The sequence below is a fragment of the Caloramator proteoclasticus DSM 10124 genome (assembly GCF_900129265.1).
Lineage (GTDB): Bacteria > Bacillota > Clostridia > Clostridiales > Caloramatoraceae > Thermobrachium > Thermobrachium proteoclasticum.
This window is the reverse complement of sequence record NZ_FQVG01000051.1, coordinates 1-17602: the sequence shown is the minus strand read 5'-3', so window position 1 is coordinate 17602 and position 17602 is coordinate 1. Positions and strand designations below refer to the sequence as shown.

16 protein-coding genes, 1 pseudogene and 1 riboswitch are annotated in these 17602 nt (G+C 31.9%); of the genes and pseudogenes, 14 read left to right on the top strand and 3 right to left on the bottom strand.

The features are described from left to right. From BUB63_RS13775 to BUB63_RS10610, 6 genes and pseudogenes are all read left to right on the top strand, one after another. Window positions 1-192 (top strand): annotated as a pseudogene (locus tag BUB63_RS13775) (transposase); the annotation flags it as partial. A 245-nt stretch (window positions 193-437) separates the two neighbouring features. Then, on the top strand, window positions 438-791 hold the full coding sequence (gene queD, locus BUB63_RS10630; RefSeq protein ID WP_073249671.1) for a 6-carboxytetrahydropterin synthase QueD: 354 nt from the start codon (window positions 438-440) through the stop codon (window positions 789-791). A gap of 3 nt (window positions 792-794) precedes the next feature. After that, window positions 795-1565 carry a GTP cyclohydrolase FolE2 gene (gene folE2, locus BUB63_RS10625; RefSeq protein ID WP_027308099.1) on the top strand — a complete coding sequence of 257 codons (771 nt, stop codon included), beginning with the start codon at window positions 795-797 and terminating at the stop codon, window positions 1563-1565. Further along, on the top strand, window positions 1562-2398 hold the full coding sequence (gene folP, locus BUB63_RS10620; protein WP_073249670.1) for a dihydropteroate synthase: 837 nt from the start codon (window positions 1562-1564) through the stop codon (window positions 2396-2398). Before folE2 ends, folP begins: the two co-directional genes overlap by 4 nt. Continuing rightward, the gene (folK, locus tag BUB63_RS10615) at window positions 2395-2862 is read left to right on the top strand and encodes a 2-amino-4-hydroxy-6-hydroxymethyldihydropteridine diphosphokinase (protein ID WP_073249668.1); all 468 of its coding nucleotides are present in this window, start codon (window positions 2395-2397) and stop codon (window positions 2860-2862) included. Before folP ends, folK begins: the two co-directional genes overlap by 4 nt. Before the next feature lie 146 nt (window positions 2863-3008). After that, window positions 3009-4877, top strand: coding sequence for an LTA synthase family protein (locus BUB63_RS10610; RefSeq protein WP_073249666.1), 1869 nt, complete (start codon window positions 3009-3011; stop codon window positions 4875-4877). On the opposite strand, the gene BUB63_RS10605 is transcribed toward BUB63_RS10610, so the two are convergent. Then, window positions 4874-6544, bottom strand: coding sequence for a flavin monoamine oxidase family protein (locus BUB63_RS10605; RefSeq protein ID WP_073249664.1), 1671 nt, complete (start codon window positions 6542-6544; stop codon window positions 4874-4876). The genes BUB63_RS10610 and BUB63_RS10605 overlap by 4 nt on opposite strands. A gap of 124 nt (window positions 6545-6668) precedes the next feature. On the opposite strand from BUB63_RS10605, the gene BUB63_RS10600 reads away from it, so the two are divergent. Beyond that, window positions 6669-8258, top strand: a complete 1590-nt coding sequence (locus tag BUB63_RS10600) for an amidohydrolase (RefSeq protein ID WP_073249662.1) — start codon at window positions 6669-6671, stop codon at window positions 8256-8258. Between the two features lie 336 nt (window positions 8259-8594). On the opposite strand, the gene tyrS is transcribed toward BUB63_RS10600, so the two are convergent. Next, complete coding sequence (gene tyrS / locus BUB63_RS10595) at window positions 8595-9815, bottom strand: tyrosine--tRNA ligase (protein WP_200790239.1); 1221 nt, start codon at window positions 9813-9815, stop codon at window positions 8595-8597. A gap of 65 nt (window positions 9816-9880) precedes the next feature. Beyond that, window positions 9881-11044 (bottom strand): cation diffusion facilitator family transporter, encoded by a 1164-nt coding sequence (locus tag BUB63_RS10590; RefSeq protein ID WP_242947368.1) that lies wholly within the window; start codon window positions 11042-11044, stop codon window positions 9881-9883. A gap of 361 nt (window positions 11045-11405) precedes the next feature. After that, window positions 11406-11573: riboswitch (Lysine riboswitch) on the top strand. A 72-nt stretch (window positions 11574-11645) separates the two neighbouring features. On the opposite strand from BUB63_RS10590, the gene BUB63_RS10585 reads away from it, so the two are divergent. From BUB63_RS10585 to glpK, 7 genes are all read left to right on the top strand, one after another. After that, on the top strand, window positions 11646-12836 hold the full coding sequence (locus tag BUB63_RS10585) for an aspartate kinase (protein ID WP_027308091.1): 1191 nt from the start codon (window positions 11646-11648) through the stop codon (window positions 12834-12836). Between the two features lie 173 nt (window positions 12837-13009). Beyond that, window positions 13010-13321 carry a thioredoxin family protein gene (locus BUB63_RS10580; protein WP_051350582.1) on the top strand — a complete coding sequence of 104 codons (312 nt, stop codon included), beginning with the start codon at window positions 13010-13012 and terminating at the stop codon, window positions 13319-13321. Window positions 13322-13329: 8 nt separating this feature from the next. Continuing rightward, window positions 13330-13695 carry an ArsR/SmtB family transcription factor gene (locus BUB63_RS10575; protein WP_027308089.1) on the top strand — a complete coding sequence of 122 codons (366 nt, stop codon included), beginning with the start codon at window positions 13330-13332 and terminating at the stop codon, window positions 13693-13695. A gap of 13 nt (window positions 13696-13708) precedes the next feature. Further along, window positions 13709-14746, top strand: coding sequence for an ACR3 family arsenite efflux transporter (gene arsB / locus BUB63_RS10570; RefSeq protein WP_027308088.1), 1038 nt, complete (start codon window positions 13709-13711; stop codon window positions 14744-14746). A gap of 379 nt (window positions 14747-15125) precedes the next feature. Beyond that, the gene (locus BUB63_RS10565) at window positions 15126-15365 is read left to right on the top strand and encodes a thioredoxin family protein (RefSeq protein ID WP_027308087.1); all 240 of its coding nucleotides are present in this window, start codon (window positions 15126-15128) and stop codon (window positions 15363-15365) included. Window positions 15366-15375: 10 nt separating this feature from the next. After that, complete coding sequence (locus BUB63_RS10560; protein WP_027308086.1) at window positions 15376-15612, top strand: 4Fe-4S dicluster domain-containing protein; 237 nt, start codon at window positions 15376-15378, stop codon at window positions 15610-15612. Window positions 15613-15791: 179 nt separating this feature from the next. Then, the gene (glpK, locus tag BUB63_RS10555) at window positions 15792-17306 is read left to right on the top strand and encodes a glycerol kinase GlpK (protein WP_073249656.1); all 1515 of its coding nucleotides are present in this window, start codon (window positions 15792-15794) and stop codon (window positions 17304-17306) included. The last annotated feature ends 296 nt before the right edge of the window (window positions 17307-17602 follow it).

Genomic DNA, 17602 nt, shown 5'->3' with positions numbered 1-17602 from the left:
CATAGCCCTACGGGCATAGAGGCTATAGTTGGATTCATGATAATAGCCTTTAACTTAACCCAATTATACTTTTTTAGAAACATTCGAGGATTCAGAGAAAAAAGGCTTTTGCAGATAAATATAATAGAAGATTTGAAAGATGAAATGTTGATAATTATGAATTGGATTAATCCAATTTTTAACACCGCATAGTCGATAATAAAATTGGAAATACAGCTTTTCATTATGATGGGGAGGGGGAAGGTGTATCTATATACATGGCCTACGGCCTTTTTCCCTTCCAAAATTTCAATAAAATAGAAAAAATCTAATTTCCTATAAAGAAAAAAGCTTTACTGGAAATTAGATGCGAAATCTCTGTTAACTATTTTGTTGAATTGAGAATTTATGTTCTTTATGCTATAATCTTGATAAAATATTAAGAATGGAGTGAAGTTATGATTCTTATAAAAGAATTTGAATTTGATGCAGCTCATAACCTTATACATTATCACGGAAAATGTGAAAGATTGCACGGGCATACATATAAACTTGTTGTAAAGTTAGAGGGAGAACCAGATAGCGAAGGGATGGTTTTTGATTTTGTTCAATTAAAAAAAATAGTTAAAGAAAGAATTATTGATAAGTTTGACCACGCATATTTAAATGATATAATAGAACAGCCAACTGCTGAAAATATGGCTATATATGTATGGGATGAATTATACGATGTATTAAAAAGGGATAATTGTAGATTATATGAAGTAGAGGTTTGGGAGACAAAGACAAGCGGAATAGTTTATAGGAGGTAATTTATGAAGGATGTACAAAACGAAAGAGACTTTAGAAATATACCTTTGAAGCACGTTGGAATAAACAATTTAAAATGGCCTGTTGTTGTGAGAGACAAGAAGAACGGCACACAAAATACAATAGCAAAGGTATCTCTATCTGTTGATCTTCCTCATTTTCAAAGGGGAACTCATATGAGTAGGTTTGTTGAGGTTATAAAGGAGTTAAAATCGGTTTCACCAAAGGATATTGAAGCAATGTTAACTGATTTAAAGGAAAAACTTGAGGCACAGGTTGCACACTGTAGAATGGAATTTGATTATTTTATATCAAAACCATCTCCAGTTACGCAGATAGAATCTCCCTATGATGTTCAGTGTGCCTTTGAGGCAACTAAAAACCATAACTTTGATTTTATATTAGAAGTGAAAGTCCCTGTAACAACATTATGTCCTTGCTCAAAGGAGATTAGTGAATTTGGAGCACACAATCAAAGGGCAACAGTCGATATAAAAATAAAGACAGACAAGATGATATGGATTGAGGATATTGTAAAGGTAGCAGAGGAAAGTGCAAGTACACCTGTGTTCTCACTTTTAAAGAGAAAGGATGAGAAATGGGTTACAGAAATGGCATATTTAAATCCAAGATTCGTAGAGGATGTTGCAAGGGAGGTTGCCTTAAGGCTTGAGAAAAATGAAGATATTAAATGGTATAGTGTGTGTGTCGAAAGTATAGAGAGTATACATAACCATAATGCCTTTGCGTATACAGAAAAGGGGATGATGGAATGAGGTATATAACATTAAGGGATGGAAGAATATATGTGTTTGATAAAATGAAGGTTATGGGGATACTAAATGCAACACCAGATTCATTTTATTCAAATTCAAGGGTAAGTGGGGTAGAAAAAGGAGTAAAACGAGCACTTGATATGATAAAAAATGGAGCAGATATAATAGATGTTGGTGGAGAATCAACAAGACCAGGTTCAGAACCTATTGGATTAGATGAAGAATTAAATAGGGTAATACCATTAATTGAAGGGATAAGAAGAGAAAACAAAGAAATATTAATATCAGTAGATACATATAGAGCTGAAACTGCAAAGAAGGCAATTGAGGCTGGTGCGGATATTATAAATGATATAAGTGGAATGACATTTGATAAGGATATGGTAAGGGTTGTTAAGGATTATAATGTTCCGATAATAATAATGCATATAAAAGGTACTCCTAAAAATATGCAGCAAAATCCACAATATGAAAATGTATTAAAAGAGGTAAAGGAATATTTTATAGAGAGAATAGAATACGCAATAGAAAATGGAATATCAAAGGATAAGATTATTATTGATCCTGGCATAGGATTTGGTAAAACCTATGAGCATAATATTGAACTTATAAAAAACATTGAGTTTTTTAATGATTTAGAAGTTCCTGTACTACTTGCGGTATCAAGAAAATCAAGTATAGGAATTGCACTTGGGAATGTACCACCTGAGGAAAGACTTGAGGGTACAATTGCTGTTACCTGCTATGCAAGTATGAAAAATGTTGATATTATAAGAGTTCACGATGTATTGGAGAATAAAAGAGCACTTATGATGATGGAGGCATTAAAATGAATAGAGTATTTATTGCCTTTGGAAGTAATATAGGGGATAGGTATGAAACGATAAAAAGAGCCTTTGAGCTTATTGAAGAGAATGAAATGAAAATAATTAAAAAGTCAAGTATATATGAAACTGAACCCTATGGTTATAAACAGCAGCCTCCATTTATAAATGGAGTTATTTTAGTAGAAACAGAGCTTAGCTGTAGAGATGTTCTACAAAGATTGCTTAAAATAGAAAAACAGTTGGGAAGAGAAAGAATAATAAGATGGGGTCCAAGAACCATTGATTTAGATATTATATTCTACAATAATGAAGTATATAACGAAGAGGATTTAAAGGTTCCGCATCCTGATATGCATAATAGGGAATTTGTGTTAAAACCATTATGTGATATTGAACCGGATTTTGTTCATCCTTTATTAAATAAAAGTGTTAAGGAAATGTATATGATGTTAAAAAATAGAAATGAGTAAAAAATAGACATCACATTAGAACGTGATGTCTATTTTTCATAAGCTTGGATTTTTTAATATTTTATTAATAATGCAAAAAACTATTTATTAAAGATTCTAAAAGTATTATAGTATTTGTTGTGCAAAAAAATAATGGAGTGATATTTATGGCAAGAAAAGTTTTATTTAAAGAGTTTGATATTTTATTGTTTATACTTATTGTTTTTTCTAAACTAGTGATTTTTAATTATGTATTGAAGTTAGTTGACCTACAAAAGCTTTATTTAATTATTGGATGTTTTGGTTCAACATTAATTATTGCATCTATCTTTAGCTTTATTAGACAAAATAAAAGAGTAAAGGGACTTATAATTGCTGATTTTATTATAAGTTTGATATTGCTAACTGATGTTGTATATAACAGATATTTTTGTGATGTTACATCAGTTGCACTTATAAAACAGGCAAGATTGGCTGCAGAAGTGAAGGATAGCGTGACTTCTCTTATTAAGTTCAATGATTTGTTGTTCTTTGTAGATATAGTTCTATTTACTATTTTATATATAAGAAATAAAGATAAGTTAGATAATAAAAAACCAAGAATTACTTTGAGAGCGTTAAAATTTATATCAATATTATCATTAGGACTTATTTTTTCAATTACCAGTGTTAAAGCACTTGAAAAGGAACAGCCAGGTATAACAAAAACAATGTACGATAAGAAATATATTGTTAAAAGGGTTGGAAGTGTAAACTTTCACGCGGTTGACTTTTATAGGTATATAACCTCAAATGTATTAAAAAAGGGGCATATATCACAGCAGGAAATAGATGAAATTAATAAGTGGATTGATGAAAAAAATTTATCAAAGGGAATAAAGTACTATGGAAGTATGAAGGGTAAAAATTTAATTGTTGTTCAGCTTGAAGCCTTTCAAGGATTTTTGCTTAATAAGAAAATTGGTGGGCAGGAAATAACACCAAATTTAAATAATCTTGCAAAGGAAAGTTTAGTCTTTGATAATTGTTTTTATCAAACAGCCTTTGGAGGAACTTCAGACGCAGAGTTCTTGATGAATAATTCTCTTCTGCCAATTAGAGAAGGGTCAGTGTATTATCAGTATGCTGGAAACCATTACGAAGCATTGCCTAAAAAATTAAAGGAAAAAGGGTATTTTACAGCTGTTATGCACGCTAATAGACCAGGATTTTGGAATAGAGTCAATATGTATAACAGTTTAGGTTTTGATAGATATGAAAATGAAAATAATTTTAATATAGATGACATTCAGGGGCTTGGACTTAGTGATAAATCCTTTTTTAAGCAGGCTGTATTAAAGATGAAGGAGTATGATAAACCCTTCTATACCTTTTTAATTTCTCTTTCAAGCCACTATCCATATAGGGATTCACAAAATAAATTAAGCAACATAATAAATACAGGAGAGTTTGAGGGAACAATAATTGGTGATTATATAAAATCTGCAAAGTATACAGATGAAGCAGTAGGACAGTTTGTTGATATGCTAAAAAAGGAAGGGCTTTGGGAAAATTCGGTAGTTGTATTTTATGGAGATCATTATGCAATTCCTTATGATAAGAAGGATATTATGGGAAAACTTCTTTATGGAAGAGAAGATATTTCAGCACTTGAATGGCAAGAGGCACAAAAGATAGTTGCAATGATTCACTTCCCAAAGCAAGAAATAAAGGGGCATATTAAAGAGGTTACAGGACAATTTGATTTTTATCCAACAATAGCAAATTTGTTTGGCATAGATGCTAAATACACTTTTGGTAGAGATGTTTTAAATACAAACAAGGGATTTGTTGTTTTAAGAAACGGAACTTGGATAACAGATGATGTAGCATATTTAAATTTTGTTGATAAGGTTATTGATAGAAAAACTGGTAAAGAATTAAATAAGGATAAGTATGTGGATAATTTTGAAAGGGCATATAGGATGTTGAAGTTTTCAGATAGTTTAATAGAATATGATTTAATACCTAAATTAAAAAATAAGGCAGAGAATTAATCTCTCTGCCTTATTGATTTAGCAATATTGTTGGCACAAAGCATTGCAGATTGATATGAACCCTGTTGCCATCCGTGTTTTGTAGAAACGTGTTCTCCTGCAAAGAATACCCTATTATTCATTTCAGGTAGAGTAGCTTCATACAGGAATAATTCCTTTTGACCAGGTGTAAGTAGGGATACTCCGCCCCATATAAATGGTATGTTTGACCAGAGTATTGTAGAGTAGTCGATGATGTTATCTTCAATATAATTTTCAGGAAGCTTATGAATAGACTCAATACAATTTGATACTTCTTTTATTTTTATTAATTCTGGTTGACTACCTAAACGTATAGCATTTTGATGCCAATTATATGATGCAAGTAGCACTCCTGGAATCTTATAGGATGTATTTTCGATTAGTCTATATTCAAATAGCTTATTTGGAATAGCCTCCATATGGTCAGAGCCATAGAGTGTAGAAATAGTTATTAAATCTGTTAGTGTTGTTCCAGATATAGGAGTATCCTTTTCCCAAAACCTTTCTTTAAGGTATAAAAATGTTTTTTGACCTATTTCATAATTTAATTCATTAATTGCCTGCATTTTGAGAGTAGAAAAATTAGGTAATATTTTCAATCTTCTTAAGCTGGAGAATGGTATGCAACACACAACATAGTCAAATTCCCTATAGTAGACATTTTTATCGTTAAGGTCTGTAACCTCAAGTATAATTTTGTCTCTATATGGGGACTTTATAATCGAATTTACTAAATGACCAAATTTAAATTGTACTTTACCAGGTCCGTCTGAAGATATGAGTTGGTTGTAGAAGGATAAAGGTAGGTTAATCATACCCCCTTCTATAGTATAGTTATATGCAAAATCCACAGTATAAAGTTCACCTAATATTTCATATAAACTGATATGAAGTAAATCAGCTTCAAGGGATGATAGGTAGCTAATCATTGATATAGCGTCCTGTGATAGATTGGTATTTTCGTATGCCTGTCTTAATGATAAGTTTTGTATTTCTCTTATCTTATGTGAATAATTTTGTTTAATTTTAATAAGTTCTGTTTTTTCATTTGATGTGAGGTTATAGAAATACTTGTTATACATTTGTGATATTAACTTGCTTGGAGTAACTTTTTTCTCAAGTTTAGAAAGCTTAAATTTAGGGTATATATTTTCCATTATGCTTTTTGCACTTGGTTCATTTAAGGCGTGGCTATCGCGTATATAAAAGAGAGAAGAGTAGCTTTTACTTATAAATGGACGAGTTTTAAGTTTAAACTTTTTTATATAGTTCCATACAGTTTCGTGGGCAATACCTATACGCATTGCACCAAGTTCGGCAAGTTGATTTGAATCCTTATCAAAATAGTGTGTTTTTATTCTTCCCCCAACCCGCTTAGAGGCTTCAAAGATAGTAATATCACAGCCTATTCTGTTTAATTCATAACCTGCACAAAGGCCTGCAGAACCAGCACCTATAACAGCAACTTTAATGCCTTTACCTTGAAGCTTAGAACAGATTGTTTCAATATCTTCTGGGGGAGACATAAGTTTTATAATATCATCAAAATCATTTAATCTATTATCAAGCTTTAGTAAGAATTTTAGCATTTTATGTCTTTCTTCATCAGTAGGATTAAATGAATGAAGAGGTATAGTTTGTTGCATAAATTACCACCTTTAATGCTTTTAATAATTTATATGAATAAATTTAAAATAAAATGTTAAATAAATTTAAGTTGAAAGGAAGTAATGTTTTGTTATAGAACTATATAGGTAAGGGGGAGTGAGTATGTCAGGAGTTTTGTTTATAAATGCCAAAATTTATACAATGGATGGAAATGATAATATATTTTCATCTATGTATATAGAGGATGGCAGAATAGTTGAATTATCAAATCAAAATTTAATAGAAAAGTATAAAGACTGCAAAGTTATTGATTTAAACGGTAGAACAGTTTTTCCAGGCTTTGTAGAGAGCCATATGCACCTTATAGAGGCAGCAAGAAGTATGGTTGAGATGGACTTTAAAAATGTAAAAAATAGAGATGACTTTGAACACGCATTATATTCTTTTAGTAAAACAAAGGAACCAAATGCTTGGATAATGGGTTCGGGATGGAGTGAAATTGTCTTTGGAGGTATTATGCCACATAGATTTGATATTGATAAAATTGTTAGTGACAAGCCTGTGTGCTTAATAAGACAGGATGGACACTCCCTCATACTGAATACCAAAGCATTGGAGATACTTAATTTAAGGGATAATGAGTCGGTTATTAATTCAGAAACGGCAGTAAAGGATGAGTTTGGGCTAACTGGACTTTTTTACGAAAATTGGGTATTTGAAATAATAGGTAGAATAATGGATATGATGCCAGATATATATTATGAAATAGCACTATTAAGAGTAGATAGTGAACTTATAAAAAATGGAGTTACTTTAGTAAATGATATTATGACTCAGTATCCAAGATATTATAATACCTTCAAAAGACTTCAAAGGGAAGGAAAGATTAAAGTTAGAATTATTGCAGGAAGCCTTGGTAATTCAAAGGAATACAGTGAATTTATTAAGCTTTCTGAAACAGAGAAGCTAAAAAAAGGTCCAGTAAAATATTTTGTTGATGGTAGCTTTGGTTCAAGGACAGCTCTATTGACTGAACCCTACGAAGATGAACCTAATAATATTGGATGTCAAAATTTAAGTGATGAAGAAATATATGACATAATAGAAAATTCATTGAAAAACAGCATACCAATAGCAGTCCATATTATTGGAGATTTAGCTATGAAAAAGTTTTTAGATATATATGAAAGGGTATACAATATTTATCCAAATAAAGAAGTCAGAAACAGGGTTGAACATATCCAGATAATAAAGGAAGAGGATATAGATAGATTTAAGAGATTAAACCTTATTGCATCCTTTCAGCCTATATTTAATTTAGAAAGCAATTTAACATTAACAAGGCTTGGATTTAGAAGAATAAAGGATACTTACAGATATAGAACATTTATTGAAAGAGGTATAACTACAATATTTAATAGTGATACGCCCTTTGGTGCAGAGTATGTGCAAAAAAAGGACGGGACATTTTTTAAGGGCTTTGAACCAATGCTTGGCATATACTGTTCTGTTAATAAGTTAAATTTAAATATCGAAGAGAGGGTAACTGTAAAACAGGCTGTAGAATGTTATACTAAAAATCCAGCCTATGCAAATTATATGGAGGATGTCTACGGAACGTTAGAGAAAGGAAAGTATGCTGATTTTGTAGTATTAGAAGAGGATATTTTTGATATCGATACTTTAAAGATTAAGGATGTTGAGGTTTATATGACTGTAATAGATGGTGAAGTTGTTTATCAAAAACAATGATTTAAGATACAAAAAAGGTATAGTTAAAAAACTATACCTCAGGCTGTTGGAAAAGTTATGTATTGATTAGCCCCACGAAGGATTTCTTAGGCATTCGTTCATTTCGCTAATCAATTCTAAGCTTTTCTTTGTTTGAAAAAGTCCTACCCTCGCGATGCCATCGTCCTGATGGCCGCTCGGCTCGGCACGTCCTGTGCCGAATTACGGACTTTTCCAAAGTCGAAAAGCTAAGAATTGCTAAAGCTGATGAAAGAGCCTAATAAAATCCTTTCATGGGGCTTTTTCAGATTTTACCTAACAATTAAGTTTGTCAACAATCCGAGGTATAGTTAAAACTTATATAATTACAACTCTATAGAAGGTCTTTTTACCTTTTCTAACAAGCATTTCTCCATCTTTAAATAGAGATTCATCTATTACAAAATCCATATCAGAAACTTTTTCGTTGTTTATGTAAAGACCACCTTGTTGAATAAGTCTTCTTCCTTCGCTCTTTGAAGGAATAGCCTTTATTTCTACCAGCACATCAATAACCTTTTGGCCAAGTAGGTTAGATGGCATTTCAAAGGTTGGAGCATTGCTTAAATCCCCACCAGATTCAAATAGTGCAATTGCAGCCTGTTCAGCCTTTTTAGCCTCTTCTTCACCGTGAACAAGCTTTGTAACTTCGTATGCAAGAACCTTTTTAGCCTCATTTATTTCTTTATCCTTTAATGAACCTAATCTTCTAACTTCATCCATTGGTAGGAAAGTTAAAAGAGCAAGACACTTTTCAACATCTGCATCATTTACATTTCTCCAGTATTGATAGAATTCAAATGGAGTTGTTTTATTTGCATCAAGCCATAATGCTCCTTTTTCTGTTTTACCCATTTTCTTTCCTTCGCTGTTAGTTAAAAGCTTAAATGTTAATCCATAGGCTGGTTTACCTTCTTTTCTTCTAATAAGGTCAGCACCAGCAAGTATGTTGGACCATTGATCATTTCCACCAAGCTCCATTACACAACCATATCTTTTATTGAGTTCTAAGAAATCATATGCCTGCATTAACATATAGTTGAATTCAAGGAAGGATAGTCCCTTTTCCATTCTAAGTTTAAAACATTCTGCAGTAAGCATCTTATTAACTGAGAAATGTACTCCAACATCTCTTAAAAATTCTATGTAGTTTAAATTCCAAAGCCAATCAGCGTTATTTACCATTATTGCTTTTCCATCAGAAAAATCTACAAATCTTTCCATTTGCTTCTTTAAATATTCTGAATTATATTGTATTTCTTCCTTTGTTAGCATTTTTCTCATATCAGTTTTCCCACTTGGGTCCCCTATCATAGCAGTACCGCCACCAATTAGTGCGATTGGTCTATGGCCTGCCCTTTGCATATGTGCCATTGCCATTAAAGCTATAAAATGTCCAACGTGAAGGCTATCTGCTGTAGGGTCAAAACCAATATAGAATGTAATTTTTTCTTTTTCCAATAATTCCTTTATTTCATCTTCGTGGGTAAGCTGTTCAATAAAGCCACGTTCCATTAGCACATCAAAAGCTGACATTATTAAAACCCTCCTTAAAATAAGCTTGCATATATTTTACCAAAGTAAAAGTATAATTTCAAATAAAATTAATAATCTGCATACATATTGTCAACGTGAATTATTATTTCATAGTTAGGAAGTATTTTATGCAAATCATTTATTATTTCGTGTGCTTTTTTGCCCATATCATTTTGTTTAATCTCATTTGAAAAGACTACATCAAATATAATATTCTTTTTATGCTTCCCATCAACTAATCTAATATCGTGAACATCAAGTACATATTTATATCTTGATAGTACATCTTTTATTTTAAATCTTATTATTTCCAGCTCTTCGTTATCAAGAACAACGGGATCCATATGTAGGATTAAAACGATGTTTAATTTTTTAGACACTTCGTTTTCAATTTTATCAATAAGTTCGTGTGCTTCTAAAATATCTGTCTTATAATCTATCTCTGCGTGAAGGGAGGCTATTGTTTTTTGTGTACCATAGGTGTGAACAATAAGGTCGTGTACTCCAATTATGCCTTTATAGGACTTTACACTATCAACGATTTTTTTCACAAGTTCAGGGTCTGCAGCCTCACCAAGTAAGGGACTTATTGTTTCGTTAATAAGGTTATAACCTGCATAAAGTATAAAAAATGAAACTAATAATCCTATATATCCATCAATTGTTATATTGAAAAATTTTGAAATCAATATACTTATTAAAACAGTAGATGTTATTATTACATCACTAAAACTATCAAAGGATGTTGCGTTTATTGCTCCAGATGATGATACCTGTGATAGTATTTTATTAAAATAACCGAGCCAAAGTTTTATAATTATAGATACAACAAGGACTATTGCAGTATATATATTAAAGGTGAGTGGAGATGGATGCAGTATTTTTTCAAAGGACGATTTTAAAAACTCAAATCCAACTAAAAGTACAAGTATAGATACAATAAGACCTGCTATATATTCTCCTCTTCCGTGACCAAAGGGATGCTCTTTATCGGCAGGCTTATCTGCAATCATAAAACCTATGATTGTTACAACTGAAGAACCAACGTCAGATAAGTTGTTAAAAGCATCTGCAGTTATTGCGATACTTCCACTTAATGTACCAAATATGAATTTAAATATAAAAAGTAATATGTTTACAAAAATACCTACACCACCAGATAGATAGCCTATATATTTTCTATCGGTTTTATTTTTTAAATACATTTCAATAAGCCTTCTTGTCATATTCATCAGTCTCCCTTAATAGATTTATAGATATATTTTAACATAAAAGTACAAAAAATAGAATTGATGTTTCAATAAATTACCACGAATTTTAATTAAGCTTGGGGCAAAAATAATAATGTGAAAAACAACAAAATGGAGGTATGAAGTATGTTACAAAAGAATGCAAGACAAAATGTAGAAGAAAGCGTACAAAATCTACAAAACACTCTAAATGCTTGCCAAAACATAGCAAATACACTAAGACAACAATAATAAGAGGGGTTTACCTCTCTTAATTTATTGCAGAAAATTAATAAAAATACAATTGAAATGTATAAATATTTATGATAGTATAAACTAAATAATTTAATAAAAAAATAACAATACCTTATGTAGAGGTGCCTAAGTCAATAGTACTAAAGGGGAGCTTGGCAGGTTATGAAGCTTTAGGAAAGGGGCTTTAGGCCGAAGGGGATAGTCGCCAAACTATTTACCTGGCTGTTTGCATAATATGCACTCAGCTGTCACCAAAGGGTGGAGAGCTACAAAGGTTTTGTTTGGGTATGCAAAAAGCAGCTTGAACAAACCTTGCTGCTTTTATTTTTTTATAAAGGAGGAATGGGAAATGGCAATTGTTGTACAAAAATATGGTGGAAGTTCAGTAGCTACTACTGAAAAAATAAAAAGAGTTGCAAAAAGTGTTATAGATAAAAAAAACAAGGGATATAAAGTTGTTGTTGTAATATCGGCAATGGGGGATACAACGGATGATTTAATAGAGCTTGCAAAGGGTATTTCTAATAATCCTGATAAAAGGGAGTTAGATGCACTACTTGCAACAGGTGAAATGATTTCAAGTTCGCTTTTGGCAATGGCTATAAAGGACATAGGATATGATGCAATATCCTTTAATGCATTTCAAATTCAGCTAAAAACAAATGGAGTATATGGTAAATCGTTAATTGAAGATATAAATATTCTTCCTATAAAAAATGCATTAGATTTAGATAAAATAGTTGTTGTAGCAGGATTTCAAGGTGTTTCAGATGAAGGTAATCTAACAACCTTAGGAAGAGGAGGTTCTGATACCACAGCTGTAGCACTTGCTGTTAAATTAGATGCTGAATGTGAAATATATACAGATGTTGATGGAATATATAGCGTAGATCCTCGTCTTTATAAAAATGCAAAAAAAATTGAAAATATAAGTTATGAAGAGATGTTGGAACTTTCCAGCCTTGGTGCACAGGTTATGCATTCAAGGTCTGTGGAACTTGGACAAAAATACAATATACCCATCTACGTTGGACTTAGTTGTAGCGATATAAAGGGGACATATATAAGGGAGGTTGAAGAAATGGAAAATAAGCCAGTAACTGGACTAGCAGTTTCAGATGATGATGTTTCAATAACTTTACTTGATATTGATTATGATATTTATACCCTATCAAGTATATTTGAATCAATAGCTGCAAGGAAGATTAATGTTGATATGATAAGCCAGACTGCACCACAAAACGGCAGTGTCAACATATCCTTTACAATACCAAAGGCTGATTTAAATGAGTGTTTAGAAGTTGTCAGAGCATATACGGTTAAAAGGCCAATTATAGACGAAAATGTAACAAAATTTTCTATAGTAGGCATTGGTATGAAGACGACATCGGGTGTTGCAGCAAGGCTCTTTAGGGTGTTTAAGGAGAATAATATACAGGTTAAAATGATTACCACATCAGAAATAAGAATTACTTGCACTATAAATAGGGAGGATAAATTAAAGGCAGTTGAACTTGTGGCAAAGGAATTTAATTTATAAGAAATGTAAAAACTATAGGAAGAAAAACTTTCTATAGTTTTTTGTTATTATGTAAATTATATGTTAAAAATAAGTATAAAGCATAAATATTTTTATTTTTTATATTGCAAAAGTCATATAAAAGTATTATTATATGATTAAAGAATCATATACTTTATATGGAAGGTGATAGAATGAAGTTGCAGGAAATTAATAAAGCACATTTTGAGGGAATGGAAAATAGCATAACTGGGGTATTAGAGCTTTATACTACGACCTGTCCAGTTTGTGTACAATTAAAGCCTGTACTTGAGGAAGTAGCACAGGAGATAGAAAATGTTAATTTCTACACAATTAATGCACAGGAAAATATGTCAGTTGCAAGAAAGTTTAAAGTAATGAGTGTACCTACTACACTTATATTAAAAAATGGCGAAGTTGTGGAAAAAGTAATAGGTTTTAAAAATAAAGAAGAATTAAAGCAGATAGTACAAAAGCATTTTTAGGTGAGGATATGGAGTTAGTTAATATTTTAAAGGCTTTATCAGATGAAACAAGAATAAGAATATTAAATCTTTTAATGGTTAAAGAACTTTGTGTATGTGAGCTTGAGGTGCTTCTTGGACTTAATCAGTCCAACGCCTCAAGACACCTAAATAAACTTTCTTCTGCTGACATTTTAAAGAGCTATAAAAAGGGACAGTATGTATATTATTTCATAAACTCAGATTTTATAAAAAAATATCAAAATCTATATGAAACCCTTAGACAAAACTTTAACAATTATGATATACTAATGAACGACAAAAAAAATTTAGATAAATATATTTTAAGTGGTATATCCTGTGAAGATTTAAAGGAAGGTAAATTAAAATTTTAAGGGAGGTTAGTTTATGGAAAAGAAAAAGGGATTAGGCTTTTTTGAAAGGTATTTATCTATTTGGGTTGCTCTATGTATTGTTGTTGGTATCTTAATAGGAAAATACATTCCTATAATACCAAAAACATTAAGCCGATTTGAGTATGCTAATGTTTCAATTCCTGTTGCAATTTTAATATGGCTTATGATTTATCCTATGATGCTTAAAATTGATTTTTCAAGTGTTGTGAATGCAACTAAAAAACCAAAGGGACTTATAGTTACTTGTGTTACAAACTGGATAATAAAACCATTTACAATGTATTTATTTGCATACTTTTTCATAAGAATAGTGTTTAATAATTTCATCCCAGATAACCTTGCAACAGAATATATAGCAGGAGCAGTTCTTCTTGGTGCTGCACCTTGTACAGCTATGGTTTTTGTATGGAGCTATTTAACTGATGGAGATGCAGGATATACACTTGTTCAAGTTGCGGTAAATGACTTAATTATACTTGTTGCATTTACACCAATTGTTGCATTTTTACTTGGTGTAAGCAATGTTAAAGTGCCATATAATACTCTATTCTTATCAACTATTCTATTTGTTGTTATACCACTTACATTTGGTTATCTAACAAGAAGAAGTGTTATTAAGAATAAAGGACTTGATTATTTTGAAAATGTATTTTTAAAGAAGTTTGATAATGTAACAATAGTAGGACTACTATTAACACTTGTTATAATATTCTCATTCCAGGGAGAAATTATACTAAACAACCCATTCCATATTCTATTAATAGCAGTACCACTTACAATTCAAACCTTCTTTATATTTGGATTTGCATATGCTTGGTCAAAGATTTGGAAGCTTCCACATAATATTGCGGCACCAGCATCTCTAATTGGTGCAAGTAATTTCTTTGAACTTGCTGTTGCAGTTGCAATATCATTATTTGGTTTAAAATCAGGAGCAGCTCTTGCAACAGTTGTGGGTGTTTTAACAGAGGTTCCAATAATGCTAACTCTTGTTAAAATTGCAAATAACACAAGACATTGGTTTAAGTAATAAAACCTCTTTTGGAGCCAGACTGTTGACAAGGCTATTTATTGATTAGCCCCATGAAGGATTTCTGGGCATCGGTTCATTTCGTTAAGCAAATCTAAGCTTTTCTTTGTTTAAAAAAGTCCTACCCTCGCGATGCCATCGTCCTGATGGCCGCTCGGCTCGGCACATCCTGTGCCGAATTACGGACTTTTTTAAAGTCGAAAAGCAAGATTTGCTAAAACTCATGAAATACCCAATTGAAATCCTTTCATGGGGCTTTTATATACTTTAGCTAATAAGTTTTGTTACCAATCTGTAAAACCTCTTTTGGGGTTTTTATTGACTTTAATATTTAATTATTTTATAATTTAGTTATAAAATATAGAAGGGAGATGTATTTATGCAAATTAAAATACTTGGTTCAGGTTGTGCAAACTGTAAAAAGCTTGAGGCAAATGCAAGAGAGGCTATAAAAGAACTTGGAGTAGAAGCTGAAGTTATAAAGGTTGAGGATTTTAAAGATATTATGAAGTATGGAGTTATGAGAACTCCTGCAATAGTAATAAATGAAAAGGTAAAGATGTTTGGAAAGGTTTGTACAGTAGATGAAATAAAGAACTATATAAAGGATGAAATGTAGGAGGAATTTTATGTCAAAAACTTGGTATCCAGTAATAGACTATGAAAAGTGCACAGAGTGTGGGATATGCTTTGACCACTGTAAACACGGTGTCTATAGTAAAAGAGAAAGCAGAATAATTGTAGTTGAAGGGGAAAACTGTGTTCACGGATGTAGAGGCTGTCAAAGCAAATGTCCTTCAGGTGCTATAAGCTATGTTGGTGATGACGGCACAACTAAGGGAGGTTGCTGTTGTAGCTGTTGTTAAAAAATAGCTTATCTATGTTAAAATTATAACTTTTCAAAAAATATTGAAATTTATTTCTGTATTTTGATAAAATAAAAATAGGCAGAGTAAAGAGAGCCACAACACATTAAGGGAGTGTTGTGGCTTTTTTGAATAATGAATGCATATATTTTATTATCTAAAATTGAGGGGGATATAAAATGTCAAAGTATATTCTTGCATTAGACCAAGGGACAACCAGTTCAAGAGCAATAGTCTTTGATAAGGGAGGACAAATTATTTCTGTTGCACAAAAGGAATTTACTCAAATATATCCAAAGGCTGGATGGGTTGAACATAATCCTATGGAGATTTGGGCAACTCAAATAGGTGTAGCAAATGAGGCTATGGCAAAGGCTGGGCTAACAGCTCAAGATATCGCAGCAATTGGAATAACAAATCAAAGAGAAACAACTGTAGTTTGGGATAAAAATACTGGAAAACCAATATACAATGCAATAGTATGGCAGTGTAGAAGAACAGCAGATATATGTGATGATTTAAGAAATAAAGGTTATGCAGAAATGATAAGAAATAAAACAGGATTAGTAGTTGATGCATATTTTTCAGGTACAAAGATAAAATGGATACTTGATAACGTTGAAGGTGCAAGAGAAAAGGCTGAAAGAGGAGAACTTCTATTTGGCAATATTGATACGTGGCTTATTTGGAATTTAACAGGTGGAAAGGTTCACGTTACTGACTATTCAAATGCTTCAAGAACAATGCTATACAATATTTACGAATTAAAGTGGGATGATGAGATACTTGAAATACTAAATATTCCTAAATCAATGCTTCCAGAGGTTAAGCCTTCAAGCTGTGTATACGGATATACAGCAGTTGATGTAATAGGAGGAGAAATTCCAATAGCAGGAGATGCAGGAGATCAGCAGGCTGCTCTATTTGGACAGGGATGTTATAGAGAAGGTATGGCTAAAAATACATATGGAACAGGATGTTTTATGCTAATGAATACTGGGCAAAAGCCTGTTAAATCGAAGAATGGACTTTTAACAACAATAGCTTGGGCAGTAGATGGAAGAGTAGAATATGCTCTTGAGGGGAGTATATTTATAGCAGGTGCAGTAATTCAATGGTTAAGAGATGAGCTAAGAATGATAAAGACAGCAGCCGACAGCGAAGAGTATGCAACAGCTGTTGAAGACTCTAATGGAGTATACGTTGTCCCTGCATTTGTCGGTATGGGTGCTCCATATTGGGATATGTATGCAAGGGGAACAATAGTAGGATTAACAAGAGGAGCAAAGAAGGAGCATATTATAAGAGCTGCCCTTGAATCAATGGCATATCAAACAATGGATGTTATTAAGTCTATGGAGGAGGATTCTGGAATTTGCCTTTCAGCACTTAAGGTTGATGGGGGTGCAGCTGCAAACAACTTCCTAATGCAATTCCAATCAGACATATTAAATGTCGATGTTTACAGACCAAGGGTAATAGAGACAACAGCATTAGGTGCTGCATATCTTGCTGGATTGGCAGTTGGATATTGGAAAAATAAAGAGGAGATATTAAGTAATTGGGCTGTAGACAAAAAATTTGAACCTAATATGGATGAAGAAAAGAGAACAAAGCTTATTAGGGGATGGCATAAGGCAGTAAAGAGAGCATTAGAATGGGAAAAGGCAGAAGTTTCGCAGATTAAAAAATAAATAGGGCGTAGCCCCTTGATATGTAATGGTTTAGATGAATAATAATTGAAATATGTAAATTCCGATTTTTACTGGAAAAAATTTAGGGTTTAAAAATGAAAACATCCTTTCTATAATGAATTTTGCTACAAACCTAATAGAAAGGATGTTTTGAGATGAACAAGCGTTATTTAAAACAAATGCTCACCTACTTCTCTAAGGTATACCATCTTGGAGAAAAAATCAAGGGGTTAAAAGATGGAAGAATAAATCCTCAAATTGAAACTTCAACTATTTCATTTATAGTTCTGTTCACA